General features: G+C 71.6%; 22 protein-coding genes and 1 tRNA gene. 4 read left to right on the plus strand and 19 right to left on the minus strand.

The window, feature by feature from the left end; all coding sequences use genetic code 11:
- Positions 1-175: 175 nt before the first annotated feature.
- Positions 176-3,403, minus strand: a complete 3,228-nt coding sequence (locus tag ABZ815_RS48005) for a BTAD domain-containing putative transcriptional regulator (RefSeq protein ID WP_357708786.1) — start codon at positions 3,401-3,403, stop codon at positions 176-178.
- A 72-nt stretch (positions 3,404-3,475) separates the two neighbouring features.
- Here ABZ815_RS48005 and ABZ815_RS48010 point away from each other — a divergent pair, with 72 nt between their 5' ends.
- Complete coding sequence (locus ABZ815_RS48010; protein WP_357708788.1) at positions 3,476-4,324, plus strand: NAD(P)-binding domain-containing protein; 849 nt, start codon at positions 3,476-3,478, stop codon at positions 4,322-4,324.
- On the opposite strand, the gene ABZ815_RS48015 is transcribed toward ABZ815_RS48010, so the two are convergent.
- The gene (locus ABZ815_RS48015) at positions 4,325-5,695 is read right to left on the minus strand and encodes a cystathionine beta-synthase (protein ID WP_357708791.1); all 1,371 of its coding nucleotides are present in this window, start codon (positions 5,693-5,695) and stop codon (positions 4,325-4,327) included.
- Positions 5,696-5,821: 126 nt separating this feature from the next.
- Between ABZ815_RS48015 and ABZ815_RS48020 the strand changes: the two genes are divergently transcribed.
- From ABZ815_RS48020 to ABZ815_RS48030, 3 genes are all read left to right on the plus strand, one after another.
- Complete coding sequence (locus tag ABZ815_RS48020) at positions 5,822-6,805, plus strand: SGNH/GDSL hydrolase family protein (RefSeq protein WP_357708793.1); 984 nt, start codon at positions 5,822-5,824, stop codon at positions 6,803-6,805.
- A 147-nt stretch (positions 6,806-6,952) separates the two neighbouring features.
- Positions 6,953-8,281 (plus strand): PQQ-binding-like beta-propeller repeat protein, encoded by a 1,329-nt coding sequence (locus tag ABZ815_RS48025; protein ID WP_357708795.1) that lies wholly within the window; start codon positions 6,953-6,955, stop codon positions 8,279-8,281.
- A gap of 74 nt (positions 8,282-8,355) precedes the next feature.
- The gene (locus tag ABZ815_RS48030) at positions 8,356-9,573 is read left to right on the plus strand and encodes an acetyl-CoA C-acetyltransferase (RefSeq protein ID WP_357708798.1); all 1,218 of its coding nucleotides are present in this window, start codon (positions 8,356-8,358) and stop codon (positions 9,571-9,573) included.
- 63 nt (positions 9,574-9,636) lie between these two features.
- Here the strand turns inward: ABZ815_RS48030 and ABZ815_RS48035 are convergent, their stop codons facing one another.
- The 17 genes from ABZ815_RS48035 to ABZ815_RS48115 all read right to left on the minus strand — a co-directional run bounded on the left by ABZ815_RS48035 (position 9,637) and on the right by ABZ815_RS48115 (position 24,246).
- Positions 9,637-10,044: a PPOX class F420-dependent oxidoreductase gene (locus ABZ815_RS48035; protein ID WP_357708800.1), complete on the minus strand. Its 408-nt coding sequence runs from the start codon at positions 10,042-10,044 to the stop codon at positions 9,637-9,639.
- A 56-nt stretch (positions 10,045-10,100) separates the two neighbouring features.
- Positions 10,101-10,334: a DUF4287 domain-containing protein gene (locus tag ABZ815_RS48040; RefSeq protein WP_357708803.1), complete on the minus strand. Its 234-nt coding sequence runs from the start codon at positions 10,332-10,334 to the stop codon at positions 10,101-10,103.
- A gap of 158 nt (positions 10,335-10,492) precedes the next feature.
- A complete protein-coding gene (locus tag ABZ815_RS48045; protein WP_357708806.1) occupies positions 10,493-11,284 on the minus strand; it encodes a Bax inhibitor-1/YccA family protein in 792 nt (263 codons plus the stop codon).
- Positions 11,285-11,650: 366 nt separating this feature from the next.
- A tRNA-Leu gene (locus ABZ815_RS48050) sits at positions 11,651-11,726 on the minus strand.
- A 49-nt stretch (positions 11,727-11,775) separates the two neighbouring features.
- Entirely contained in the window at positions 11,776-12,300 is a 525-nt protein-coding gene (locus ABZ815_RS48055) for a peptide deformylase (protein WP_357708809.1), read from the minus strand.
- Positions 12,297-12,809: an ACT domain-containing protein gene (locus ABZ815_RS48060; RefSeq protein ID WP_357708812.1), complete on the minus strand. Its 513-nt coding sequence runs from the start codon at positions 12,807-12,809 to the stop codon at positions 12,297-12,299. The genes ABZ815_RS48055 and ABZ815_RS48060 overlap by 4 nt, the downstream gene beginning before the upstream one ends.
- An 80-nt stretch (positions 12,810-12,889) precedes the next feature.
- Positions 12,890-14,206, minus strand: coding sequence for an NAD(P)/FAD-dependent oxidoreductase (locus ABZ815_RS48065; protein ID WP_357708814.1), 1,317 nt, complete (start codon positions 14,204-14,206; stop codon positions 12,890-12,892).
- Between the two features lie 95 nt (positions 14,207-14,301).
- Entirely contained in the window at positions 14,302-15,096 is a 795-nt protein-coding gene (locus ABZ815_RS48070; protein ID WP_357708817.1) for a uracil-DNA glycosylase, read from the minus strand.
- A gap of 18 nt (positions 15,097-15,114) precedes the next feature.
- A complete protein-coding gene (locus ABZ815_RS48075; RefSeq protein WP_357708820.1) occupies positions 15,115-16,041 on the minus strand; it encodes a hypothetical protein in 927 nt (308 codons plus the stop codon).
- Positions 16,038-16,364, minus strand: coding sequence for a PadR family transcriptional regulator (locus ABZ815_RS48080; RefSeq protein ID WP_357708822.1), 327 nt, complete (start codon positions 16,362-16,364; stop codon positions 16,038-16,040). The genes ABZ815_RS48075 and ABZ815_RS48080 overlap by 4 nt, the downstream gene beginning before the upstream one ends.
- Positions 16,365-16,452: 88 nt before the next feature.
- Positions 16,453-17,874 carry a hypothetical protein gene (locus ABZ815_RS48085; RefSeq protein WP_357708825.1) on the minus strand — a complete coding sequence of 474 codons (1,422 nt, stop codon included), beginning with the start codon at positions 17,872-17,874 and terminating at the stop codon, positions 16,453-16,455.
- Positions 17,875-18,061: 187 nt separating this feature from the next.
- Positions 18,062-19,009, minus strand: a complete 948-nt coding sequence (locus tag ABZ815_RS48090; protein ID WP_357708828.1) for a Ppx/GppA phosphatase family protein — start codon at positions 19,007-19,009, stop codon at positions 18,062-18,064.
- Complete coding sequence (locus ABZ815_RS48095) at positions 19,000-19,488, minus strand: DUF501 domain-containing protein (RefSeq protein WP_357708830.1); 489 nt, start codon at positions 19,486-19,488, stop codon at positions 19,000-19,002. Before ABZ815_RS48095 ends, ABZ815_RS48090 begins: the two co-directional genes overlap by 10 nt.
- Positions 19,478-19,888, minus strand: coding sequence for a septum formation initiator family protein (locus ABZ815_RS48100; protein ID WP_357708832.1), 411 nt, complete (start codon positions 19,886-19,888; stop codon positions 19,478-19,480). The genes ABZ815_RS48095 and ABZ815_RS48100 overlap by 11 nt, the downstream gene beginning before the upstream one ends.
- 71 nt (positions 19,889-19,959) lie before the next feature.
- Entirely contained in the window at positions 19,960-21,237 is a 1,278-nt protein-coding gene (gene eno / locus ABZ815_RS48105) for a phosphopyruvate hydratase (RefSeq protein WP_357708834.1), read from the minus strand.
- A 123-nt stretch (positions 21,238-21,360) separates the two neighbouring features.
- Entirely contained in the window at positions 21,361-23,235 is a 1,875-nt protein-coding gene (locus tag ABZ815_RS48110; protein WP_357708836.1) for a protein kinase, read from the minus strand.
- Between the two features lie 75 nt (positions 23,236-23,310).
- Positions 23,311-24,246 (minus strand): MazG family protein, encoded by a 936-nt coding sequence (locus ABZ815_RS48115; protein WP_357708840.1) that lies wholly within the window; start codon positions 24,244-24,246, stop codon positions 23,311-23,313.
- Between the last annotated feature and the right edge of the window lie 4 nt (positions 24,247-24,250).

The following is a 24,250-nucleotide window of genomic DNA, read 5'->3' on the forward strand; positions in this document are numbered from 1 at the left end:
GATCGGGTCGGGCATCGACGACCGCACGCTGCCGCCGGAGGTGATGACGACGCTGCACCGGGTCCTGCTGGAGTCGCTCACCAACGTGCGCAAGCACGCCACCCGGGCCGCCTGGGTCGAGGCCGATCTGCGGCGGTACGAGCGGGTCGTCGTGCTGCGGGTGCGGAACTTCGGCTCAACCGCGTCGGACCCGCGGGTGTCCCGGCTGGGCGGCGGGTTCGGGCTGGTCGGCATGGCCGAGCGGGTGGAGGCGCTGGGCGGCAGGCTCTACGCGGGCCCGTCCCCCGAGGGCCCCTGGGAAGTGATCGCCGAGTTCCCCCTCCCCTGACCCGAGAGGGGTCTCACCGAGGTCGAGTCGCCCTGAGCCGAGAGGGGCTTCTCCGAGGGAGAGCTCGCCCGCGGCGTAGGAGCGGGTGAAGCGGTCCTCGCCGAGGGCGGCGCGCAGGCGGGTGGTGACGCGGTCGACGTCGTGGCGTTCGCCGGCGGGCAGGGGCGCGCCGACGGCTCGCCGGATCGCCGCCGCCCGTCCCAGCTTCCCGGCCGCCTCCTCCAGCCGCTCCCGGCCCGCGATCGACAGCGCGCCCGCCAGTCCCTCCAGGGCCAGCGCGACGGCCCTCGGGTCGCCCGTCGCGCAGGCGTCCCCGTACCCCTCGTGATGGCGGGCCAGCGCGGTCCCGGCGTCGCCGCGCTGCTCGGCCACGAACCCCCACTCCGCCATGACGAACGCCGTCCCGGGCGTGCCGTCCACCTTCCGCAGCCAGTCGAGCGCCGACAGCAGGTACGACTCCGCCTCCTCGTACCGCCCCTGCCTGCGGGCGCTCATGGCCAGGCCGAGCAGCGCGTTCTCCTCCGCCGACCGGTACGACTGCGCCACCGCCAGCCGCAAGGCCCGCCCGTGGAAGTCGTCGGCCCGCTCGTAGTCGCCCGTGAGCAGCGCGAGCCGTCCGATCGCGGCCAGCTTGAACGACACGTCGAACCCCAGCCCCTCGGCCAGCCGCAGCGCCTCGTGCCGCAGCCGGGCCGCCCGCTCATAGTCGCCGCGGATCTCGGCCACCCGGTCGAGGACGTCCATGGCCTCGACCTGCCCCCATTCGTCCCCCAGCTCCCGGAAGACGGCCAGGCCCCGCTCGCCGTCGCGTTCCATCGCCGCCAGGTCGCCGCGGCCCACCGCGAGCTTTCCCCGCAGGCACAGCGCCGCCGCCATCCCCCACCGGTCCCCCAGCTCCTCGTACGCCGCGAGCGCCCGCCCGACGGCGGCCCGGTGCGCCGCGTGGTTCCCGTACGCCCAGCGGACGAAGCTCAGGAACCAGTCGGCCAGCGCGGCCCCCGTACGGTCGAGCGCGGCCCGGCGTACCGGCGGGGTGGGCTCGCCGAGCAGCAGCCCGATGCCGGCCAGCCAGACCGAGGCCAGGGCGGCGGCGCTCTCCTCGCCGCCCGCAGCCAGCGCCGCCTCGATCGACCTGCGGGCCTCGCGCAGCCTGCCGCGCAGGATCCAGTACCAGGCCAGCGCGTTGGCCAGGCGCAGGGCCTCGGGGCCGGACAGGGCCAGCCGCAGGTTGGCGCTCTCGGCGTCCAGCCGGTCCAGCCACTCGTGCTGGCGCGGGCCGCGCAGCTCGGCGCGGGCGGCCAGGCCGGTGTAGTGGCGAGCGTGCCGCTCGCGCAGCAGGTCGTGCTCGCCGGCCTCGCGCAGCCGTTCGAGGCAGTAGGCGGTCACCGACTCCAGCAGCCGGTAGCGGGGACCGCTCGCCACGACCACCAGCGACCGGTCCACGAGTTTGGCCAGCATGTCGAGCACGTCCACGCCGGGCTCGGCGCAGACCGCCTCGGCGGCCTCCAGCGTGCAGCCGTCGGCGTGCACGGCCAGCCGCCGCAGCACTGTGCGCTCCTCGGCCGACAGCAGCTCCCAGCTCCAGTCGATGGTGGCCCGCAGCGTGCGCTGCCGGGCCGGCGCGTCCCGCATCCCGGCGCTGAGCAGCCTGAACCTGTCGTCCAGCCGGGCGGCCAGCTCCTGTACGCCGAGCGCCCGCACCCGCGTCGCCGCCAGCTCCAGGGCCAGCGGGATGCCGTCGAGCCGCCGGCAGATGTCGGCCACGGTGGGGCCGGGCTCGACGTCCGCGCGGGCCGCGAAGAGCCGTACGGCGTCGGGCTCGGGCAGCGGGTGGACGACGCGGACCCGTTCGCCGGACACGCCCAGCGGCTCCTGGCTGGTGGCCAGCACGCGCAGGCCCGGCGCGGCCCGCAGCACCGCCGAGACGAACCCGGCGACCTGCTCGACCAGGTGCTCGCAGTTGTCCAGGACCAGCAGCGCGCTCCCGCCCGCCAGCACCCTGGCCAGCCTGGACGCCAGCGGCACGGAGTCGTCGTCGCGCACGCCCAGCACGGCCGCCACCGCCTCGGCCACGTCCGCGGCCCCGGCCAGCTCCACCAGCCACACACCGTCGGCGAACCCGCCGGCGAACCCGCCGGCGAACCCGCCGGCGGAATCATCGGCGGAACCGTCGGGGAAGGCCAGGCGGCGGGCGGCGGCGAGGGCGAGGCGGGTCTTGCCCACGCCACCGGACCCGGTCAGGGTCACCAGCCGCGACTCCGCCAGCAGGCCGGCGACCTCGGCGAGGTCGGCGTCGCGGCCGATCAGCGCGGTGAGCGGCGCGGGCAGGTTGGTGCGCGGCCCGGGGTCGGCGGGCGGCTGGGCGGTCAGCGCGGGGTCGTGGCGCAGGATGGCCCGGTGCAGCGCGGCCAGCTCCGGCGAGGGGTCGAGCCCCAGCTCCTCGGCCAGCCTGACGCGCAGCTCCTCGTAACCGGCCAGCGCCTCGCTCTGCCTGCCGCCCCGGTACAGGGCCTTCATGTGCGAGGCGCGCAGCCGTTCGCGCAGCGGGTGCCGGGCGACCAGGTCGGCGAGGTCGACGTCCTGGCCGAGGGCGAGGCGTACCTCGGCCTGCTCCTCCAGGGCCGACAGGCGCAGCTCGGTCAGCCGGGTGATCTCGGCACGGGCAAACCCCTCGTCGGCGAAGTCGGCGTAGGCCGGACCCCGCCACAGCGCGAGGGCCTGCTCCAGCTCGCGGGCCCGCTCACGCGGGGCGGCCCCGCTGCGGCCCGCCAGCGCGCGGAAGCGGGCGGCGTCGGAGTCGTGGGCGGCCAGCCGGTAACCGGCCGGGCCGTGGACGATCACGGCGGGGTCGCCGAGCGCGCGGCGGAGCTGGGAGACGCGGGCCTGGAGGGTGCCGAGCGGGTTGCGGGTGGGCCGGTCGCCCCACAGGTCGTCGATCAGCCGGTCGGCGGAGACCGGACCGCCGCCGGCCGCCAGCAGGGCGGCGAGGAGCGCGCGGACCTTGGGCTCGGCGACGTGGACCTCCTCGCCGCCGGTCGAGACGGCCAGCGGGCCGAGCACCCCGAATCGCACCATGCAGAGCCTAACCCGTAGCCGGTCGTAAGGATTTCCGTAGCGCGGTGTCGCAGGCTCCCTGTCATGACTCAGGTGACAGTTGTGGGACTCGGCCCGATGGGGTCGAAGATGGCCGAGACGTTCCTCGGCGCGGGTTTCGACGTGGCCGTGTGGAACCGTACGGCGAGCAAGACCGATCCGCTGGTCGCCCAGGGAGCCCGGCGTGCGGCCTCGGCCGCGGACGGCGACCTGCTGGTGATCAGCCAGATCGCCTACCAGGCGATGTACGACAGCCTCGGCGAGGCCAGGCTCGACGGGAAGGTGCTGGTCAACCTCAGCTCGGGCACCCCCGAGGAGCTGCGCGCGGCGGCCCGCTGGGTGGCCGGACGCGGTGGCACGCTCATCACCGCCGGGATCATGGTCCCGCCCCCGGGCATCGGGCAGCCGGGCGCGTACTCCTTCTACAGCGGCCCGAAGGACGTGCTGGACCGGCACACCGCGACACTCAGGGCACTCGGCGACGTCGTCCACGTCGGCGACGACGAGGGCCTGGCGATGATGTACTACCAGTCGCTGCTGCTGATCTTCTGGTCGAGCCTGACCAGCCAGATGCACGCCATGGCGATGCTGCGCACGGCCGGGGTCTCCCCGCTGGAGTTCCTGCCGTACGCGCGGGAGACCTTCAGCCAGCTCGGCGGCGACGGCACGATGGGGTTCGCCAAGGTCCTGGCCGAGGAGTTCGCCGCCGGCGTCTACCCCGGCGAGCTGAACTCCCTGCACATGCAGGCCGTCGGCCTCGGCCACGTCGTGCACGCGCTGGCCGAGGCGGGGGTGGAGACCACGGTGCCGAACGCGCTGAAGCGGCTCTTCGAGCGCGCCGACGCCGAGGGACGGGGCCACGAGGGCCTCGGCACCGTGATCGAGTCGATCAGGAAACCCTGATCAGTGGTTGGCGAGGAAGGCGAGCAGGTCCTGCCGGGTGATCAGCCCGGCGGGCTTGCCGTCCTCCAGGACGACGGCCGCGTCGGCCTTCTCCAGCGCCTCGACCGCGCGCGCGACGGGTTCACCGCTGCCGATCGTGGGTAGCGGCGCCGACATGTGGTCGGAGATCGGGTCGTCGGAGGCGAGCCTGCCGTGGTAGAGAGCCTCCAGCAGGTCGCGCTCGACGATCGAGCCGACCACCTCGGCCGCCATGACCGGCGGCTCCTCCTTCATGACCGGGAGCTGCGACACCGAGTACTCGCGCATGATCGAGATGGCCGTGCCGACCGACTCGTGCGGGTGGGCGTGCACGAACTCCGGCAGGCCCGGCCCCTTGCGCGCCAGCACGTCGCCGACCAGACCCTCGTCCGAGCTGGTGGTCAGGAAGCCGTAGTCGGCCATCCAGTCGTCGTTGAAGATCTTCGACAGGTAGCCGCGGCCGCCGTCGGGCAGCAGCACGACCACCACGTCGTCGGGCCCGGCCTTGGCCGCCACCTGCAGCGCCGCCACCACGGCCATGCCGCACGAGCCGCCGACCAGCAGCCCTTCCTCGCGGGCCAGGCGGCGGGTCATGTTGAAGGAGTCCTTGTCGGACACCGCGATGATCTCGTCGCAGATCCCGGTGTCGTACGTGGCCGGCCAGATGTCCTCGCCCACGCCCTCCACCAGGTACGGACGGCCGGAGCCGCCGGAGTACACCGAGCCCTCGGGGTCGGCCCCGATGATCTTCACCCGGCCGTCGGAGACCTCCCTGAGGTAGCGGCCGGTGCCGCTGATCGTGCCGCCGGTGCCGATGCCCGCCACGAAGTGCGTGATCCGGCCGTCGGTCTGCTCCCAGAGCTCGGGACCGGTGGAGTGGTAGTGGGAGTCGGGGTTGTTGACGTTGGAGTACTGGTCGGGCTTCCAGGCGTTGGGGATCTCGCGGGCCAGCCGGTCGGAGACCGAGTAGTACGACTCCGGGTGGTCGGGCGAGACGGCGGTCGGGCAGACCACGACCTCGGCCCCGTACGCGCGCAGCACCGCGATCTTGTCCTGGGCCACCTTGTCGGGCACCACGAACAGGCACCGGTAGCCCTTCTGCTGGGCCACGATGGCCAGGCCCACACCGGTGTTGCCGGACGTCGGCTCAACGATGACACCGCCCGGCCGCAGCGCGCCCGACGCCTCGGCGGCCTCGATCATGCGCAGCGCGATGCGGTCCTTGACCGAACCGCCGGGATTGAAGTATTCGACCTTGGCCAGCACCTGGGCGGAGATCCCCGCCGTGACCTTGTGCAGCCGGACGAGCGGAGTGTTCCCCATGAGATCGACCAGGGAATCGTAAACGCGCACCGAGGTGTTCACCTTCTTTGCCGAAGCTTGATCAGCTTGCCCGAGGCCGAGATCCATTGGGGGTGGCAGGCCCTCGGCTAGTTTTCAAGCAAACGCTACCGCCGAGTTCGACCGGGAGGACACTACGTGGTCTGGGCAGCAGGCATGGCACGCGCGGCCAGGAGGATCGCCATGGCGGCCGCGCTCGGAGGTGGCGGGCTGACGGCGCTCGGAGCCACGGCGTACGGCCTGCTGATCGCTGAGGGACTGCTCGCGCGCAAGGCCATCGGCCGCCCCCACGGTCTGGACGGACCGCCCTCGGACGGCATCTACGGCGATTTCCACGGAATCCCCCTCAACATGGTCATGCTCGGCGATTCCACCTCGGTGGGCCTGGGCATGACCGATCCCAGCCACACCCCCGCCGTACTCCTGGCCAACGGCGTGGCGGCCGTGGCCGAGCGCCCGGTGCACCTGCTCGTCGCGGGCAAGTCCGGCGCCCCCTCCGCGGAGCTGCCCGAACAGGTGGACGCCGCCCTCGCCATGCGCCCGGACGTGGCGGTGATCTTCGTGGGCGCCAACGACATCATCACCCAGACGCCGCCGGCCGTCGCGGTGCGCCATCTGGCCAAGGCGGTGCGGCGGCTGCGCGAGGCGGGCGTCGAGGTGGTCGTCGGCACCTGCCCCGACCTGGGCACGGTGCGGCCCATCGCCCAGCCGCTGCGCTGGGTGACCCGGCGGTGGAGCCGTCAGCTCGCGGCGGCCCAGACCGTCGCCGTGGTGGACGCGGGCGGCCGGACGGTGGCGTTCGCCGACGTCCTGGGGCCGGAATTCGATACAAATCCGACAGAAATGTTCGGACCGGATCGTTTCCATCCATCTGACCGAGGTTACGCGCAGGCCGCTTACGCGGTGCTACCGTCGGTGTGCGCTGCGTTGGGGCTGTGGCCTGAGCCGCGGCCCGCGCGGGGCGAAGGACTGCAACCGATCTACCTTGCGGCGGCAACGGCCGCGGAGGAGCCCGGCACCGAGGTCAGCGCGACCCGGGTCGACGGGCGGGCGACGGGGCTCCACGGCAAGTGGGCCACGCTGTTCCGCCGGCGACTCGGCGAGACGCCCACCGACGCCTGAGCGCGCCCGGCGGACGACTCGACGCCCCCCACCGACGCGTGAACGTGCGTGGCGGGGGGCTTGACGACCCCTGATCCGGTCACCCTCCGAGCCCTAGCCGTCACTCCTCGTTCTCTTTGGAGTGAATTGTCTGTGCTCCGGCCCCTCATGAAACCTTCCCTGGCCCTCGCGGGGACCCTCGCCCTGACCGCCTGCTCCGGCAGCGACGCCGCCACGGCGAACTTCCCCTCCTGGCAGAACACCCAGGTCAACGCGGTCAGCCGGATCGTGTCCGCGGCCGGTGTGGTGACCACGACGTCCATGAAGCCCGACGGCACGCTGGAGACCGTGGCGCTCGGCCTCGACAACGGGCGGCGCTTGTGGGCGTACCCGGCGACCATGGCGGGCCGCCTGCCCGGCATGGGCGTCTCGGCCCCCGCGATCGTGGAGACGGCCAAGGGCCAGGGGGTGATCGTGGCGCTCGACCCGACCAGGAAGGGGCGCTGGAACGCCACCCTCATCGCCCGCGACGCCCGGTCCGGGGCGCAGAAGTGGACCCGGCCGATGCACTCCACGTTCGGGCCGCAGCGCTGCGGCCCGTACCTGTGTGTGTCGGAGCACACCGCCCTGGCCCACGCCCGCATGGTCGTGCTCGATCCCGCCACCGGCCGCGTGATGTGGAAACTGCCCGGCATCTCCGAGGTCGAGTGGTCCGACCCGGCCCGGGTCCTGCTGCTGCGGATGGCCGCCAACCCCATGATCGAGTCGTACGACGTCAAGACCGGCAAGCTCCAGTGGCAGCAGCCGATCGAGCAGGCGCTCGGACCGGGCATCGACCTGTCGGGCGGGTGGGCGTTCGGCTCGACCGGCGACAACCTGGTCGGCTACGTCGCCCCCTACACCAACCCCCAGACGAAGAAGGTCTCCACCTTCGGCCTGTTCTCCATCCGGATCGGCGACGGCACGGTCAACTGGATGCGTCCCTCGGTCGTGCGCGTCTACCCGAGCGGCAGCCCCGGCTACGCGCCCGTCGTCCGCCCGGTCGACCGCCGGGGCGCCTACGGCGGTTTCGCCAGGCTCGACTCCGAGACCGGCCGGGTGGTCGGCCAGATCACCGCCTCCGACGTCCCCGGCTCGGGCTGGTGGCTGGCCTTCCCCGACCGCATGGACAAGCTGGGCTTCCTCAAGCACGACGCCAAGGGCAGCGCCTTCGACCTGGTCTCGGGCAAGCCCGCGCAGGTGGGCGAGGAGCGGGGCTGGTCCTTCTGCGTCACCGACCCCAAGCCGCTGCCGCTGCGCGGCCAGGCCCCCGGCTTCTACTCCACGGCCGCCGTCTGCGAGTACGACCTCGGCAGCGGCACCCGCGTCTCCCCCATGAGCGCCCCGCCACCCTGGTTCACCGGCAGCCAGGACGGCTGGCGCCTGTGGCGCGACGAGAAGGGCGCCGTGCACGCCGTCAACGACCACACCGCCACCGCCCCCGGCATGTACGGCTGACGCGGGGCCCCGGGGTGCTTGCGAGGAGGACTGGAATATAGTTCTAATATCAGCGCCGGACACAAGGAGGGGCCATGCCCGAGGCAGTCATCGTCGCAACCGCGCGTTCCCCGATCGGACGAGCCTTCAAGGGGTCGCTCAAGGACATCCGTCCCGACGATCTGACCGTACAGATGATCCAGGCGGCGCTGGCCAAGGTGCCCCAGCTCGACCCGAACACGATCGACGACCTCATGCTCGGCTGCGGCCTGCCGGGCGGCGAGCAGGGCTTCAACATGGCCCGGGTGGTGGCGGTGCTGCTCGGGCTCGACACCGTGCCGGGCACGACCGTCACGCGTTACTGCTCCTCCTCGCTGCAGACGACACGGATGGCCTTCCACGCGATCAAGGCGGGTGAGGGTGACGTGTTCGTCTCGGCCGGCGTCGAGACCGTCTCCCGGTTCGCCAAGGGCAACTCCGACTCGCTGCCCGACACCCACAACCCGCTCTTCCTCGACGCGCTGGGCCGCACCAAGCAGGCGGCCGAGGGCGGTCAGACCTGGCACGACCCGCGTGAGGACGGCGCCGTCCCCGACATCTACATCGCCATGGGGCAGACCGCCGAGAACCTGGCCCAGCTCAAGGGCGTCAGCCGCCGCGAGCAGGACGAGTTCGGCGTGCGCTCCCAGAACCTGGCCGAGAAGGCGCTGGCCGACGGGTTCTGGCAGAAGGACATCACCCCCGTCACGCTCCCCGACGGCACCGTGGTCGCCAAGGACGACGGCCCCCGGGCCGGCACCACGTACGAGGGGGTGGCCTCGCTGAAGCCGGTCTTCCGCCCCGACGGCACGGTCACCGCCGGCAACTGCTGCCCGCTCAACGACGGCGCGGCGGCCCTGGTCATCATGAGCGACGTCAAGGCGGCCGAGCTGGGCATCACGCCGCTGGCCCGGATCGTCAGCACCGGCGTCAGCGGGCTCTCGCCCGAGATCATGGGCCTGGGGCCGGTGGAGGCCTCGAAGCAGGCGCTGTCCCGGGCCGGGATGGCGATCGAGGACATCGACCTGGTGGAGATCAACGAGGCGTTCGCGGCGCAGGTGATCCCGTCGTACCAGGACCTCGGGATCGACCTCGACCGGCTCAACGTCAACGGCGGGGCCATCGCCGTGGGGCACCCGTTCGGGATGACCGGCGCGCGCATCACCTCGACGCTGATCAACAGCCTGCGTCACCACGACAAGAGCCTCGGTCTGGAGACCATGTGCGTGGGCGGCGGCCAGGGCATGGCGATGGTGCTGGAGCGCCTGTCCTAGATCGTGCCAGGCGGCCCTGTACCGGTCTCACGGCCGGTGCGGGGCCGTTTCGCGTGGTGCGGGTCAGCCCTGGCGGTCCGGGCCCGCCTGGAGCGGGGTCACGCGGACGATGACGCGCCGATCGCGGACCATGGCCTCGCGGTAGCCGTCCCAGTCGGGGTGTTCGCCGGAGATGTCGCGGTAGTAGGCGACGAGCTGGTCCATCGCCTCCGGCAGGGAGACGATCTCGGCCGTCCCGTCGACCTGGAGCCACTGGCCGAAGAAGCCGTCGGCGAGCACGCAGAGGGAGACGCGGGGATCACGGCGGATGTTGTGCACCTTCATCGCCGTCTCGCGCGTGCTGACGACGATGCGACCGTCGGCCACGCCCGCCAGCACCGGCGACATCTGCGGGTGCCCTCCGCGACGGCTGGTCAGCAGGACTGCGTGGTGGTTGGTCTCGATGAAGCCGAGTGCCTTGTCCAGATCCATGTGTTCATGATGACGCGCCCGTGCGGCGAGCACGGGCGCGGGGATGGGGAAGAGCTCTAGATCGAGCCCATCCGGGTACGGCGGTGCCGCTCGTGCTCCAGCACGATCGCGGCGGCGTAGCCGTGGGTCAGCCCGTGCTCGTCGGCGAGCCAGTTGGCCCGCTCGTCACACCTCAGGAAGGACGGGCCGTTGTCGATGGCTTGGAACCACTCGGGGAGTTCGCGTCCCGTTATCGTGGGGACCCTTGCGATGAGCTTCGTCTGCGTCTCCGGTGAGTGGTTCAAGGACATGGGCACCTCCGCGGATTAAGGTCCTTTGCTCGACACTGCAACACCGCGCTGCGAATGGCAACCCCCAAGCCAGGCATCATTCTGTGACGGCAGGTAGATTTCCGGTCGCACAAAGAGAGGGCCCCGCCGTTACGGCGAGGCCCCCAGGAGGTGAACGATCAGTCGTCGCCGGTGAAATAGCTGATGAAGCGGAGCACCTCGAGGTAGATCCAGACCAGGCTCAGCGTGAGGCCGAACGCGCACTGCCAGGCGAACTTCTCCGGAGCGCCCTGGCGCACGCCCTGCTCGATCGAGTCGAAGTCGAGGAGCAGGAAGAAGCAGCCGACCAGGATCATGACGAGGCTGAAGATCCAGCCGATCGGGCTGTCGGTGCGCAGGCCGAGCCCGACGCCGTTGAAGATCCCGACGATCAGGTTGACCAGCACCAGCCCGACCACCGCGATGGCGGCCGCCATGCCGAACTTGACCAGCTTGGGCGTGACGCGGACGACCCGCAGCGAGTAGACGGTCAGCACCGCGCCGAAGGCGAAGGCCGTGCCGAGCACCGCCTGGAAGACGATGCCGCTGATGGCCCCCTCGAAGACCTGGCTGATCTTGCCCAGGAAGACGCCCTCGAAGACCGCGTAACCCAGGATGAGCGCCGGGTTGGTGCTCTGGGTGAACGAGGCGATCAGGCCGAGGATCAGGGCCACGACGGCGGCGCCGATGGCCAGCCCCGGGGGGACGTTGAGCACCCAGGCCGCGGCCGCGGCCACGACGAGCGCTCCGAGGGTGAGGAAGCCCCGGACCACGACGTCGTCGAGGGTCATCGCCCGGTGGGCGGGCGGGGCCGGGGGTGCGTACGACGGGGCGTCGTACATGTTCCGCAGGGTGTCGGGTGACGGGGCGGGGCCGGCCCATCCCGCGTGCTGCTGACGCGTCCTGCTGAAAACGGGGTTCTTGCTCTCCATCGCTGCCTCCTGTGGCGCCGAGCCTACGGGGCCTGGCGGCACCTAGGTCAACTCACGCTGAGATCGAAGTTCGTCGGGGGACTTCGGCAGCGAGGACAACGAACGTGGCCGGGCGGGAGTTCCCAAGGTCGCCACGGCCGTCCCGGGGGCCGGCGGCCGGGCGGCGAGTAAGTCCGGCGCGGGCAATTGAAACAGTGTTCTGTTGGGTTTCGTGATGAAAACGGAATCTTCCCGACGCCTCACCACACCGGGTCTTCCCGGCAAACGAGAGGAAGCATTGTGTGACGGGTTGATAGCAGTAGTGAACCATCAGCCGCGACAAGATGCTTCACTCGGAGAAAACCCCAGGTCGGGGACACTTAAGAATGGTGCCCCCGGCGGGATTCGAACCCGCACTACAACCCTTTTAAGGGGTTTGCCTCTGCCATTGGGCTACGGGGGCGCCGCAATCATACGAAACGGACCATGCTTCCGAGGAGCACAACTTCGCATCAGGCGTCACAAGTGTGAAGTCTGCGGTGAAGTGATAGCGCCCCTGACACTCTGTCCAAGAAGAGTAGACCGTCCAGATGGTCCAGTTGGTGCTGAATGCAGCGAGCCTCGAAGGCGTCCGCCTCGACGGTGACCGGCTCCCCTGTGCCTGGCAAATGCCCATGTACGGTGATACGCGTCGCCCGCCGTACGTCCGCGGTGAGCCCCGCGATGGACGCGCACCCCTCGCGCCCGCCGTCCCAATGGGAGGCACTCGTGAGGCGAGGGTTGACCAGGACGAGCTCACCGGCCCACGACCGGGCCCGGGGGTGGGCCCAGGCGTTGAAGGCGATCAGCCGCCAGCTCAGGCCGATCTGGGGGGCGGCCAGCCCGGTCATGGCGATCTCGCCGCGCAGGGTCGCGAGGAGGTCGGCGGCGGCCGTCACGGTCTCGGGGGCCGCCGGATCGACCGGCTCGGCCCTGGCCGACAGCGCCGGGTGGGGCGCGCCGAGCACCCGGCGCGGGGTGCCTCTGGCGCCCGTCACAGCAGGTCCGGCTCGACGGGACGGAAGGTGATCTCCGAGTCGAGCCCCGCCCCGACGGCCGCCAGCCGGCGCATGAGGGCGGCGACGTCGACGTCCTTGGGCAGCTCGACGTCGGCGATGAGCACGTAGAGGCGGCCGGTGAGCCGGGTGCTCATGCCGGTGATGTTGCCGCCGTCGGCGGCGAGCACGGCGCTGACGGCCGAGATGATGCCCGGCCGGTCGGGGCCGTGCACGGTCAGGACGTAGCCGTGGCCGCCGCCGTCGTCGCAGAAGTGCCGCCGCGCCTCGATCGCCGAGGCGGAGACCACCAGCTCGGGGGCGCACAGCCGCTTCGTCAGCTCGTCGGGTTCGAGATCGCCGGAGACCAGCAGCATCATCGCCACGTAACCGCCGAGCAGCGTCATGGTCGAGTCCTGGATGTTCGCGCCGCAGTCGGCCAGCGAACCGGTGACGGCGGCGATCACGCCGGGCCGGTCCACGCCGAGCACGGTCACCGCTGAGAGCCCCACCCGTGGTACCCCTTCCGCATTTAGTTCAGGGGTGCCGAAAACGCCCCGGCGATGTTCGCCGGGGCGCTGCCGTGCCTGGGCTAGCGGCGGGTCGTCGCCACCGCGGCCCTGAATCCGTCGCGCGGATGCTCCATCTCACCGAGTGAGATGGTCTCTCGCTTGAAGAACAGGGCCAGGGTCCAGTCGACGACGACACGGACCTTGCGGTTCAGCGTCGGCACCCGCGACAGATGGTAGGTGCGGTGCATGAACCACGCAGGGAAACCGCGCAGCTTCACGCCATAGACATTCGCGACGCCCTGATGCAGGCCCAACCCGGCGACCGATCCGACATATTTGTGCCGGTAATCGACCAGTTCTTCGCCACGCAGGTGACGGACGATGTTGTCGGCCAGCACCTTGGCCTGGCGCACGGCGTGCTGGGCGTTGGGGGCGCAGTACTGGCCCGGGTTCGTCACGTCGGGCACACCGGCAGCGTCGCCGGCGGCGAAGGCGTCGCGGGTGCCGGCGACGGTCAGGGCGGCGGTGGTCTTGATCCGGCCCCGCTCGTCCAGGGGCAGGTCGCTGTCGTTGACGACCGGGCTCGGCTTGACGCCCGCCGTCCACACCAGGGTCTCGGCGTCGAACTCGGTGCCGTCGCTGAGCACGACGTGGCCGCCCTCGCACGACTCCAGCCTGGTGTCCAGCTTGACCTCGATGCCGCGCTCGCGGAGCTGCTCCAGCGTCCACTTGCCCATCTCGGGGCCGACCTCGGGCAGCACCCGGTTCGTGGCCTCGACCAGGACCCAGCGCAGGTCGGCCGGGGTGATGTTGCGGTAGTAGCGGGTGGAGTCCTTGGCCATGTCCTCAAGCTCGGCCAGCGCCTCGACGCCCGCGAAACCGGCCCCGACCACGACGAACGTGAGCGCCCTGCGCCGCACCTCGGGATCGACGGTCGACTCGGCCACGTCGAGCAGGTGCAGCACGCGGTTGCGCAGCGCGATGGCCTCGCCGACGGTCTTGAACCCGATCCCGATGTCGGTCAGCCCGGGGATCGGCAGCGTGCGCGAGATGGACCCGGCGGCCATCACGATCAGGTCGTAGGCCACCTGACGCGGCTCGCCCTCGGCGGGCTGGAAGGTGACGACGCGCTCGGCGTGGTCGACCTTGGTGACTGTGCCGTTGAGAATGCGTACCTTGGGCAGGATCCGGCGCAGCGGGGCCACCATGTGCCTGGGCGAGAGGTTGCCCGCCGCCGCCTCGGGCAGGAACGGCTGGTAGGTCATGTAGGACTGGGGGTCGATGATCGTGATGCTCGCCTCGCCGCCGCGCAGCTCGCTGCGGAGCCGGCGCTGCAGCCGGAGCGCGGTGTACAGGCCGACGTAACCGCCGCCGACGATCAAAATGTGCTTGTTCATCCTGAGGCCCCATCCCTCGTGGAATGCTTGTGAAAGCATTCACAAGCTTACGTCGGGGTCTTCCGGAGAGTCCAACCCGGGGATGGTGGGACGCGTCACACCGCCAGCGACCTGGCCCGGAGGAAGACGTCGTCCAGCATCTGGGCGGTGACGCGGCCGGTGAAGGTGTTCTGCTGGCTCGGGTGGTAGCAGCCGATCAGGGTGACGGGGACGGAGTCGTACCGGACCTCGACCTCGACGCCGTGGCCGAACCGGGGCCGCACGCGCGGCAGCTCGTAGCCGGCGTCCTTGAGCGCGGGCCACATGGCCTGCCAGGCGAACCCGCCGAGCGCCACCACCGCCCGTACGCTCCCCGCCACCATCGCCACCTCGCGCGCCATCCACGGGAAGCAGGCGGCCTTCTCCTCGGGCGTGGGCTTGTTGGCCGGAGGCGCGCAGCGCACCGACGCCACGACCCGGGTGTCGATGAGCTCCTGGCCGTCGCCGGCGTACGTGCTGGTCTCCTTGGCCGCCAGGCCGCAGCGGTGGAGCGAGGCGAACAGCCAGTCGCCGCTGCGGTCGCCGGTGAAGATGCGGCCGGTCCTGTTGCCCCCGTGGGCCGCCGGTGCCAGGCCCACCAGCAGCACCTTCGGCCGCTCGGCCCCCCAACCCGGGACGGGACGGCCCCAGTACGTCTCGTCCGCGAACGCGCGCCGCCTCACGCGCGCCACCTCCTCGCGCCACTCCACCAGACGCGGGCAGGCGCGGCAGACGGACTGCTCGGCCGTGAGCTCCGCGAGGGTGCCGGCGGTGGAGGCGAGGCGGCGCACGTCCGCGGGGTCATGGGCCACCGGGGTGTCAGGGGTGGCGGGGTCGCCGGGCCAGCCGGTGCCGGGTGGTACGAAGCTCATGACACCGATGGTGCCCGATCATCCGGTCTTCTTCGGCGCGGGCGTGACGGTGGTCGGCGTGGGCGTAGGGGTGGGGGGCGCCGTGGAGGCCGTCGGGCACGCGCTGGGCGTGGCCGTGGGCATGCCGTTCTCCGCCATCAGCTCCTGCTCCTGGATCAGCGGCAGCGGGTAGCGGTTGAGCACCGGCTCCCCGCACGACCGGTCGACCCTGTAGCCGCGGCTCTCGGGGTCGAGCGTGATCGGCTTACCGTCCTGGTCGTAGAGGTAGACGTCGGTCAGCGGGCTGCCGTCCTTGGCGTACGGCTTGATGTTGTAGATGTCGAGACCGCCCCCGACGAGCATCACGTCGGCCGGCGCCGACATCATGACCGGCTGGTCGTCCCCGTCGGAGGCCGCCGCCATGCCGGCGAGCAGCGCCAGCCCCGCCAGCACGTTGACGCCCGTCGCCAGCAGCGCGACCAGGCGCCCCCCGCGGGCCCGGCCGAACCACACCGAGACCCACACGGCCGCCGCCACGAGCGCCCACTCCGCCGGGTTCCTTGGGACGACGCCGCCGCGCGCCGTGATCGCCAGCAGCAGCATGGCCAGCAGGTAGCCGCGCAGCACCCACCAGCCGGGCCGCAACTCCGGCAGGAAGGCCGCGAAGCTCCGGTACGGCTTGTGGCGCAGCAGCTCCGCGTGCGCCCGTGCCGCCCACACCCCCGGCCGCGGACGGCGCCTCTGACGGCTCTGGGGACGCCCTCCGTAGGCGGCCACCAGCTCCTCCGCGTACGCGGCGGGCGGCCCGAGCCGATCCTCCAGCGGCAGGTCCGACTCGGCCGCGATCTCGGCCAGATGGTCGTCGACGTCCTCGATCAGCTCGTCCCGGTCGGGGTGACCGGCCAGGGCGTCGCGGACGGCCTGCGCGTACTGTTCCGGCGTGATCGGCGTGATCGGCGCGGTCATGCGTGCCCCTCCTTGAGCAGGGAATCCATGGTGGCCGCGAACGACGTCCACCGCTTGGCGGAGGCGGCGTACAGGGTGCGGCCGACCTCGTTGAGCCCGTAGTACTTGCGGTGCGGGCCCTCGTCGGAGGCCACGACGTAGGAGTTGAGCGCGCCGGCCTTGAACAGGCGGCGCAGCGTGCCGTAGACGGAGGCGTCGCCCACGTCTTCCAGGCCCGCCTCCCTGAGCCTGCGCACGACGTCGTAGCCGTAGCCGTCGCGCTCGTCGAGCACGGCGAGGACGGCCAGGTCGAGCACGCCCTTGAGCAGTTGACTGCTATCCACGCAAAGAAGAGTACTGCGCAAAGCACAGTAGTGGCAACAAGAGAACCGGGCGGCTCCCCTGAGGGTGCCGCCCGGTCACATGATCAGCTTAGGCGTCGACCTTCGGGCAGGTCGCCGAGTAGTTGGCGACCCCCGACGAGGCGGCGTTCGGGCTGACGACGACGAGCTCGATGGTGCCCTTCGTCTCCTTGCTGTTGTGCGTGCCACCGACACCCCAGGTCACGGCGACGTCGCCGTTGACCTGACGCTCCAGGACGTTGACGTCCTTGACGCCGTTGACCACCCAGTAGTACTTGACGGTGGTGGGGCCGGTGCTGTGCAGGGTGGCCGAGAAGTCCACGCCGGGACCACGGTTGTCCGCGCACATGTCGTTGCGGTTACCGGTGACCGACACGGCCGACACGGACGCGGTGGGCTTGGGAGCCTCGCACGCCGCGTACGACTGCGTGATCGAGTCGTTGTTGTTCGGGCCGGTGACCGTCAGGGTGATCTTGCCACCCTTGGCGGCCTCGCCGGTCAGCGCCCGCTCGGGGAGCTCGACGGTCTTCGAGCCGCCGGCCGAGAAGTAGCTCTCGCCCTTGGCGACGGACTCGCCGTTGAGGGCCCAGGTCCACTGGACGCGCGCGGCGCCGGTCGCGTTGACGTTGGCGTGCGCGCCGACCTTGCAGCCGTTGTTGTTGGTGGCCGTCACCAGGTCGGTGGCCGACACCTTCGCAGCGGGAGCGGGGGTCGAGTCCTTGCACCACACCTTGTAGTAGGCGCGGTTGGAGCGGGCGCTGTCGGGGCCGACGATCTCAAGCTGCGCCCAGCCACGCTGGCTGTGACGCGGGGAGATGCCGAAGCCGACCTTGCGCTTGCTCGAGACTCTGACCTTGCCGTAGTCGACGACCTCGCCGTTCAGGATCCAGCGGTAGCGGACCCAGCTCGGGTGGTTGACGCTGATCAGACCGGTGAAGTCGATCTTGTCACCAGGGGTGCAGACACCCTCGTAGGACGAGGGGTTCGCCCAGGCGCGCGCCGAGACCGACACGTCCTTGTCCGTACGGACATCACCGAGGTCGACACACGAGACCGAGAAGTAGCCCTTCTTGGACGTGACCTTCTTCGGACCGAGGACCTGGACGGCCTCCCAGCCCTTGACCTCACCCTTGAAGGTCACCGACTCCTTGACGGTGACCGACTTGGTGCCGTGGCCCTTGAGCTTGACAACCTGGACCTTGCCCTTGGACCCGTCACCGTGGAGCCAACGGTAGGCGAGCTCGGTCTTGCCCTTGACCGGGACCTTGATCTTGGCCGAGAAGTTGACCTTGACCGGGCAGGAACCCTGGTAGTCCTGGTCGGACGCCTTCGGCGCCGTGACCGACACCTTGGCGGACTTGGCCGCGGTGGCCGTGGTTGCCTTGCCGGCCGCGGACGAGGTCGCCGCCTGCGCGGGACTGGCTACCAGGCCCGCCGCCATGGCGGCCAGCACGGCGGCGGAGGCGCCGAACGCCGCCGCCTTACGTGCCAACCCAACAGACATCATGTGAGAGTGCTCCATTCCGTGAGGGAAAAGACGCGCTCGGGAACGGTCGCCACGCCGGCACCTTCCGTGCACAGCAAAATGGCAAAGCCCCCGTTTTGCGCCTTTACCTAATCACAATAGTGATTGCACACTCAACACGGGACATAGATCGGAAATGTCCGGATTTGGCGGTCTAGCCAGCGAGAGACCAGGCGATTCCGTCCAAGATGTCGTGTTCGCTGACGACGACCTGCGAAAACGCGAAACGGCGCACGATCCGGTCAAGAATAAGGGCACCGGCACCAATCACGTCAACACGTCCGGGATGCATCACCGGAACCCGGGCGCGATCACCATGGGTCATCGCGAGCAGCCGCCGCGTCACCTCGTGGACCTGTTCGGCGGAGATTCTGGAGTGATGGATGCGCGCGGAGTCGTAGGCCGGCAGGTCGAGCGCGATGCCCGCGATCGTGGTCACCGACCCGGCCAGACCGACCAGCGTGTGCGCCCGCTCGACGGGCACCGCCTCCGCGACCCGGTCGAGGGCCGCCTCGATGTCGGCGACGACGGCCTCCAGCGCCGGGGCCGGCGGCGGGTCGCCGGCGTCGCGCAGGTGGCGTTCGGTCAGGCGTACGCAGCCGATGTCCACCGACAGCGCGGCCTCGGCGTGTTCGGAGCCGACCACGAACTCCGTGGAACCGCCGCCGATGTCCACCACCAGGTACGGGGGCAGCGGGCCCTGCGGCAGCTCGGTCTCCGGCGAGATGCGCAGCAGGCCCCTGGTCGCCCCCGTGAACGACAGCTCGGCCTCCTCCGCCCCCGTCGCCACCTCGGGCGCCACGCCGAAGATCTCGCGGACGCCGTCGACGAACTCCTGCCGGTTGCCGGCGTCGCGGGTCGCGCTCGTGGCAACCACCCTGGTCGCGACCGCGCCGTGCCGGTCGATCAGCTCGCGGTAGGAACGCATCGCCTTGAACGTGCGCTCCAGCGCGTCGGGCGCCAGCATGCCGGTGCGGTCGACGCCCTGCCCCAGGCGGACGATCTCCATCCGCCGCTCGACGTCGTGCAGCACGTCGTCGCGGACGTCGGCGATGAGCAGGCGCACCGAGTTGGTGCCGCAGTCGATGGCCGCTACACGCATGGTCCGTCACTCCACCAGTCGGGGAGCGCGTCGAGCGCCTCCCTGCCGAACGGGTTGCTCCCCGGCACCGCCAGCTCGTGCGCGACCAGGGCGTGCAGGCACTTCACCCGCAGCGGCATGCCGCCGGTGCTCTGCATGCCGCGGGGCAGCGGCTCCATGCCCTCGTCGTGGGCCGCCTTGTCGCGCCTGGCGACGTAGTCGTCGTGGGCTGCCTGGTAGGCGGCCGCCAGGTCGGGGTCGGTCGCCAGCCTGGCCTGCATCTCGCGCATCAGGCCCGAGCCTTCGAGCGTGCCGATGGCCGAGGCGGCCTTGGGGCAGGTCAGGTAGTACAGGGTCGGGAACGGCGACCCGTCGGGCAGCCGCGGCGCGGTCTCCACCACGTCGGGGTTGCCGCACGGGCAGCGATGGGCCACCTCGCGCAGACCTCTGGGCGGACGGCCGAGCTGCCGCTGGACCGCCTCGACGTCGTCACTTTCCACTGCTGCTCTCCACCGCTCTGCGGCCCGTGCCCTTGTCGGCCGCCTCCACCGACTCCCACAGCGTCTGGTACCACGGGGGCACCTCGACGGGCTGCTTCACGGCCGTCTGCTCCTTGCCCTGGTCGGGCTCCATCACCACGTAGCACTTCTCGCCGGGGCCGCAGAAGTGCAGCCGCTCCTTGGCGGTGCGTTTGATCCAGTTGGGATCGTCGCTCTGTCTGTCGCGCGCCAGCAGAGTCTGCCGCTCGGCCTCGACCCTGGCCTTCTCCGCCTGCAGCTCGGCGATGCTGCGGCGCAGGCTGATGTACTCGCGCACAGGGTAGGCCAGGCTCATCGCGATCGCGCACACCACGACCGCGAGGATGGCGGCCCGCCCGGTCAGCTGCGGCCTCTTCGCCAATGCTGCACACCCCCTTCGACGTACGGCTCGCGGCCGTCAGACCTTCCCCGGCCGCGAGCCGTCAGTCGAAACTAGCGTCGGAACCGCGGAAAAGCCGCGCGACCCGCGTAGCGGGCGGCATCGTCGAGAAGCTCCTCGATGCGCAGCAACTGGTTGTACTTGGCCACACGGTCGGACCGCGCCGGGGCGCCGGTCTTGATCTGGCCGCAGTTGACCGCCACCGCCAGGTCGGCGATCGTCGTGTCCTCGGTCTCGCCGGAACGGTGGCTCATCATGCACCGGTAGCCGTTGCGGTGGGCCAGGTCGACGGCGTCGAGGGTCTCCGACAGCGTGCCGATCTGGTTGACCTTGACCAGCAGGGCGTTGGCGGTGCCCTCGTCGATGCCGCGCGCCAGCCGCTCGGGGTTGGTGACGAACAGGTCGTCGCCGACGAGCTGGACCTTGTCGCCGAGGGCCTCGGTGATGGCCTTCCAGCCCGACCAGTCGTCCTCGTCGAGGGGGTCCTCGATGGACACGAGCGGGTAGTTGGCGACCAGGTCCTCGTAGAAGGCGATGAGCTCCTGCGCCGAGACGCCCTTGCCGTCGATCGTGTAGACGCCGTCCTTGTGGAACTCGGAGGCGGCCACGTCGAGGGCCAGCGCCACGTCTTCGCCCGGCACGTAGCCGGCCCGCTCGATCGCGACCAGGATCAGGTCGAGGGCGTCGCGGTTGGAGGGCAGGTTGGGGGCGAAGCCGCCCTCGTCGCCCAGGCCCGTCGCGTAGCCCTTCTCCTTCAGCACGCCCTTGAGCGCGTGGTAGACCTCGGTGCCCATGCGCACGGCCTCGCGGAACGTCTCCGCGCCGATCGGCGCGATCATGAACTCCTGGATGTCGACGTTGGTGTCGGCGTGCGCGCCACCGTTGAGGATGTTCATCATCGGGACGGGCAGCACGTGGGCGTTGGGGCCGCCGACGTAGCGGAACAGGGGCAGGTCGGCGCTGTCGGCCGCGGCCTTGGCGACGGCGAGCGAGACGCCCAGGATGGCGTTGGCGCCCAGCTTGGCCTTGTTGGGCGTGCGGTCGAGGTCGATCATGATCTGGTCGATGATGCGCTGGTCCTCGGCCTCGACCCCGTTGATCTCCTCGAAGATCTCGTCGGTCACCGCGAGCACGGCCTTCTCCACGCCCTTGCCGCCGTAGCGCTTGCCGCCGTCACGCAGCTCGACCGCCTCGAACTGGCCGGTGGACGCCCCGCTCGGCACGGCGGCCCGGCCGCTGCTGCCGTCGTCGAGCACGACCTCGACCTCGACCGTGGGGTTGCCCCGGGAGTCGAGGATCTCGCGAGCGTAAACGACCTCGATGGTAGCCACGGGTAGCGCTCCTTAAGCGAAAGGCAATATGCCATCAGAGCCTATCGGTACCCCGGTGCACCGGTACGGCACGGTCACCCCCACGGCCCGGCCGCCGGAACGCGAGCTCGGGCCCGTCGCAGGTCAGCCGGTCGAGGACAGGCTCCAGGCCTGGAGGCGGCTGCCCGTCGCGACGACCAGCAGCCCGTCGCCCACCGCCAGCCCGGTGACCTTCCGGCCGGGCGCCAGGTCGCCCAGCCGCTCGCCGCGGTCGGCGTTCCACACGGTCACCCCGTCGCCGCCGCCGGCGATCATCCGGCGCCCGCCCGCGGCCGTGACGCCGACGTCCGCCGCGCCCGTGCTGAAGCCGCGCTCGAAGGCGCCGCTGTCCAGGTCGTACACGGCGGTCGAGCCGCCCGTGGTGACGGCGGCCCGGCCGTCGCCCAACGCGGCGACCGAACGCACCTCGCCCTTGCCGAGCAGCCCGGCGGGCGCCCCGACCAGGCCCCGGCCGGTGCCGACGAGGGCCTTGCCGGTGGACTCGTCCCAGGCCAGGGCGGTGACCGGGCCGGTCGCGAGGCGGTCGCTGGCGACGATGCGGTTGGAGGTCAGGTCGAGCGTCACGACCTGACCGTCGGGGCAGCCGATCACCACCGCGGGCTGCTTGCGCCACTGGCCGGACGCCAGCCGGGCCTCCGACCGGCACACCTGGTGCCACACGCCGGGACGGGCGTCGCCGATGCGCCAGCGCCGCACGATTCCGTCCGTACCCGTCCAGACGGCGGTCTGCCTGCCGCCCACGGGGATCAGCACGAGGGAGCGCACCGGCGTGGGGCCCGCGTCCGGGAGCCGGTCGAGCGGCTCGCCGACGCGCGGGTCCCACACCTCGATCGACTTGCCGGACCTCTCGGCGTAGGCGACGACGGGCGCGCCCTTGTGGTGCCCGATGGCCATCGCCGCGACGTCCGCCCCGGACGCGGGCCCGAACTCGGGACCGAGCTCGACCCCGAACGCCGCCGGCGCCCCGTTCTGCCCTTCGACGGCGGGAAGACCGGCGTTCCGCCAGAACATCCCGGCCCCCACGCCCAGGACGACGAGCACGCCCACCCCGGCCGCCGCCCACCGCATCCCCTGCCGCGCCTCGGAAGCCGCCGCCCGCACACCCCGCGGCTCATGCGGCGCCCTCCTGGGGGCATGGCCGCGCGGCGCCGCCGCCGTACGCCCCACCAACCACGCCAGCACCTCGTCGGCCGACGGCCGCGCCCCCGCCTCCTTGGCCAGGCACGCGCGCAGCACGCCCCGCAGCGGCTCGGGCACCTCGCGCAGGTCGGGCTCGGCGTGCAGGATGCGGTTCATGACGGCGGGGATCGAGTCCCGGCCGAACAGCGGCTGCCCGGTGGCGGCGAACCCGACGGTGGACGCCCAGCTGAAGACGTCGGACGCGGACGTCGCGCTTTCCCCCGCGATCTGCTCCGGCGACATGTACCCGGGCGTGCCGACGACGCTGCTCGCGGTGGTGGAGAGGTCCATGTCCCTGGCGATGCCGAAGTCGATCACGCGGGGGCCGTCCTGGCCCATCAGCACGTTGCTCGGCTTGAGGTCGCGGTGGACGATGCCCGCCCCGTGGACGGCGGTCAGCGCCGTGATCGTGCCGACCGCCAGCCGTTCCAGCTCCGCGCCGGTCAGGGGGCCGCCGTCGAAGACCAGGTCGTGCAGGGACGGCCCGTCGATGAACTCGCTGACGATGTACGGCCGCCCCTCGGCCAGCCCGCTGCCGTAGATCCGGGCCGTCCGCGACCCCGCCACCTTGGCCGCGGTCACGCTCTCGCGCAGGAACCGGCGGGTGGCCCGCTCGTCGCCCAGCAGCCGCGGATGCAGGACCTTGACGGCCGCGTGGCCGCCGTCGGCGTCGCGGCCCAGGAACACCGACCCCTGCCCGCCGTCGCCCAGCCGGCCGAGCAGGCGGTAGCCCGCCACCTCCCGCGGCTCCCCCGAGCGCAGCGGCCTCAGCTCCACCACCAGTCCCCCTCGGCTCGCCGGTTCAAGCCCCTCAGGATCCTGGCATTTGGCGACTTGTTCCGACAACCAGGGCGGTCAGGCGTTCGACTCCCACGCGCGTACGCGGTCGCGGTAGGCGCGGGCCGCGGCCCGCAGTTCGGCCTCGGGGTCCAGCCCGGCCTCCTGGGCCCGGCGTACGAGGTCGAACAGCTCCCGCGCCACGCCCTGGCCGATCGCCGACGCCAGCGCGTCGGGCGCGCCGGCCCGCTCGGCCCGGCGCAGCAGCTGGGCGGCCAGCGCGAGCGCGGGCTGGCCCATGGGGACGCCGTCGAGCACCGACGACGACTCCTCGCCCTTGGCCGCCCGCTCGGCCGCCTTGATCGCCTCCCAGTTGTCGCTGACCTGGTCAGCGCTCTCCGCCCGCACCGACCCGAACACGTGCGGGTGCCGCCGGACGAGCTTCTCGACGATGCCGGCGGCCACGTCGTCCATGTCGAACGTCTCGGCCACGCGGGCGTGGAAGACCACCTGGAGCAGCAGGTCGCCGAGCTCCTCGCGGAGCGCCGCGTGGTCGCCCTGCTCGATCGTCTCCAGGACCTCGTACGCCTCCTCCAGCAGGTACGGCACCAGCGACTCGTGCGTCTGCTTGCGGTCCCACGGGCACTCGGTGCGCAGCCGGTCCATCACCGCGACCAGGTCGAGCACCCGCGAGCCGGGCAGGTCGTACGAACCGGGCACGACCTCGATGAGCGGCGGCTCGTCGAGCGCGATGGCCGCGCGCCCGATCGCGCGCATGAAGTCCTCGTCGTCACCGGCGAGCCAGACCACCCGCTCGCGCACCGCCCGCCTGGACAGCGCGACCGCGTCGGGCACGACGACCTCCGCCTCGACCCCGGCGGCGGCCAGATAGGGAAGCTGCGGGTGGGCGTCGGAGCCGGTCAGGACGGGCCCCGAGCGCAGCGCCTGCCAGGCCTGGTCGCTCAGCAGGCCCGGCGCGACCCTGGGCGAGGTGGTGACGACGATCAGCGGCATCGGG

Source organism: Nonomuraea sp. NPDC047529, from assembly GCF_040642995.1.
Classification (GTDB): Bacteria; Actinomycetota; Actinomycetes; order Streptosporangiales; family Streptosporangiaceae; genus Nonomuraea.

Excerpts from the sequence above, each read along its gene's own strand:
- ABZ815_RS48005 (WP_357708786.1), bottom strand. The coding sequence starts at position 3,403 with ATGGTGCGATTCGGGGTGCTCGGCCCGCTGGCCGTCTCGACCGGCGGC.
- ABZ815_RS48025 (WP_357708795.1), top strand. The coding sequence starts at position 6,953 with ATGAAACCTTCCCTGGCCCTCGCGGGGACCCTCGCCCTGACCGCCTGC.
- ABZ815_RS48030 (WP_357708798.1), top strand. The coding sequence starts at position 8,356 with ATGCCCGAGGCAGTCATCGTCGCAACCGCGCGTTCCCCGATCGGACGA.
- ABZ815_RS48035 (WP_357708800.1), bottom strand. The coding sequence starts at position 10,044 with ATGGATCTGGACAAGGCACTCGGCTTCATCGAGACCAACCACCACGCA.
- ABZ815_RS48040 (WP_357708803.1), bottom strand. The coding sequence starts at position 10,334 with ATGTCCTTGAACCACTCACCGGAGACGCAGACGAAGCTCATCGCAAGG.
- ABZ815_RS48045 (WP_357708806.1), bottom strand. The coding sequence starts at position 11,284 with ATGGAGAGCAAGAACCCCGTTTTCAGCAGGACGCGTCAGCAGCACGCG.
- ABZ815_RS48065 (WP_357708814.1), bottom strand. The coding sequence starts at position 14,206 with ATGAACAAGCACATTTTGATCGTCGGCGGCGGTTACGTCGGCCTGTAC.
- ABZ815_RS48070 (WP_357708817.1), bottom strand. The coding sequence starts at position 15,096 with ATGAGCTTCGTACCACCCGGCACCGGCTGGCCCGGCGACCCCGCCACC.
- ABZ815_RS48075 (WP_357708820.1), bottom strand. The coding sequence starts at position 16,041 with ATGACCGCGCCGATCACGCCGATCACGCCGGAACAGTACGCGCAGGCC.
- ABZ815_RS48090 (WP_357708828.1), bottom strand. The coding sequence starts at position 19,009 with ATGCGTGTAGCGGCCATCGACTGCGGCACCAACTCGGTGCGCCTGCTC.
- ABZ815_RS48115 (WP_357708840.1), bottom strand. The coding sequence starts at position 24,246 with ATGCCGCTGATCGTCGTCACCACCTCGCCCAGGGTCGCGCCGGGCCTG.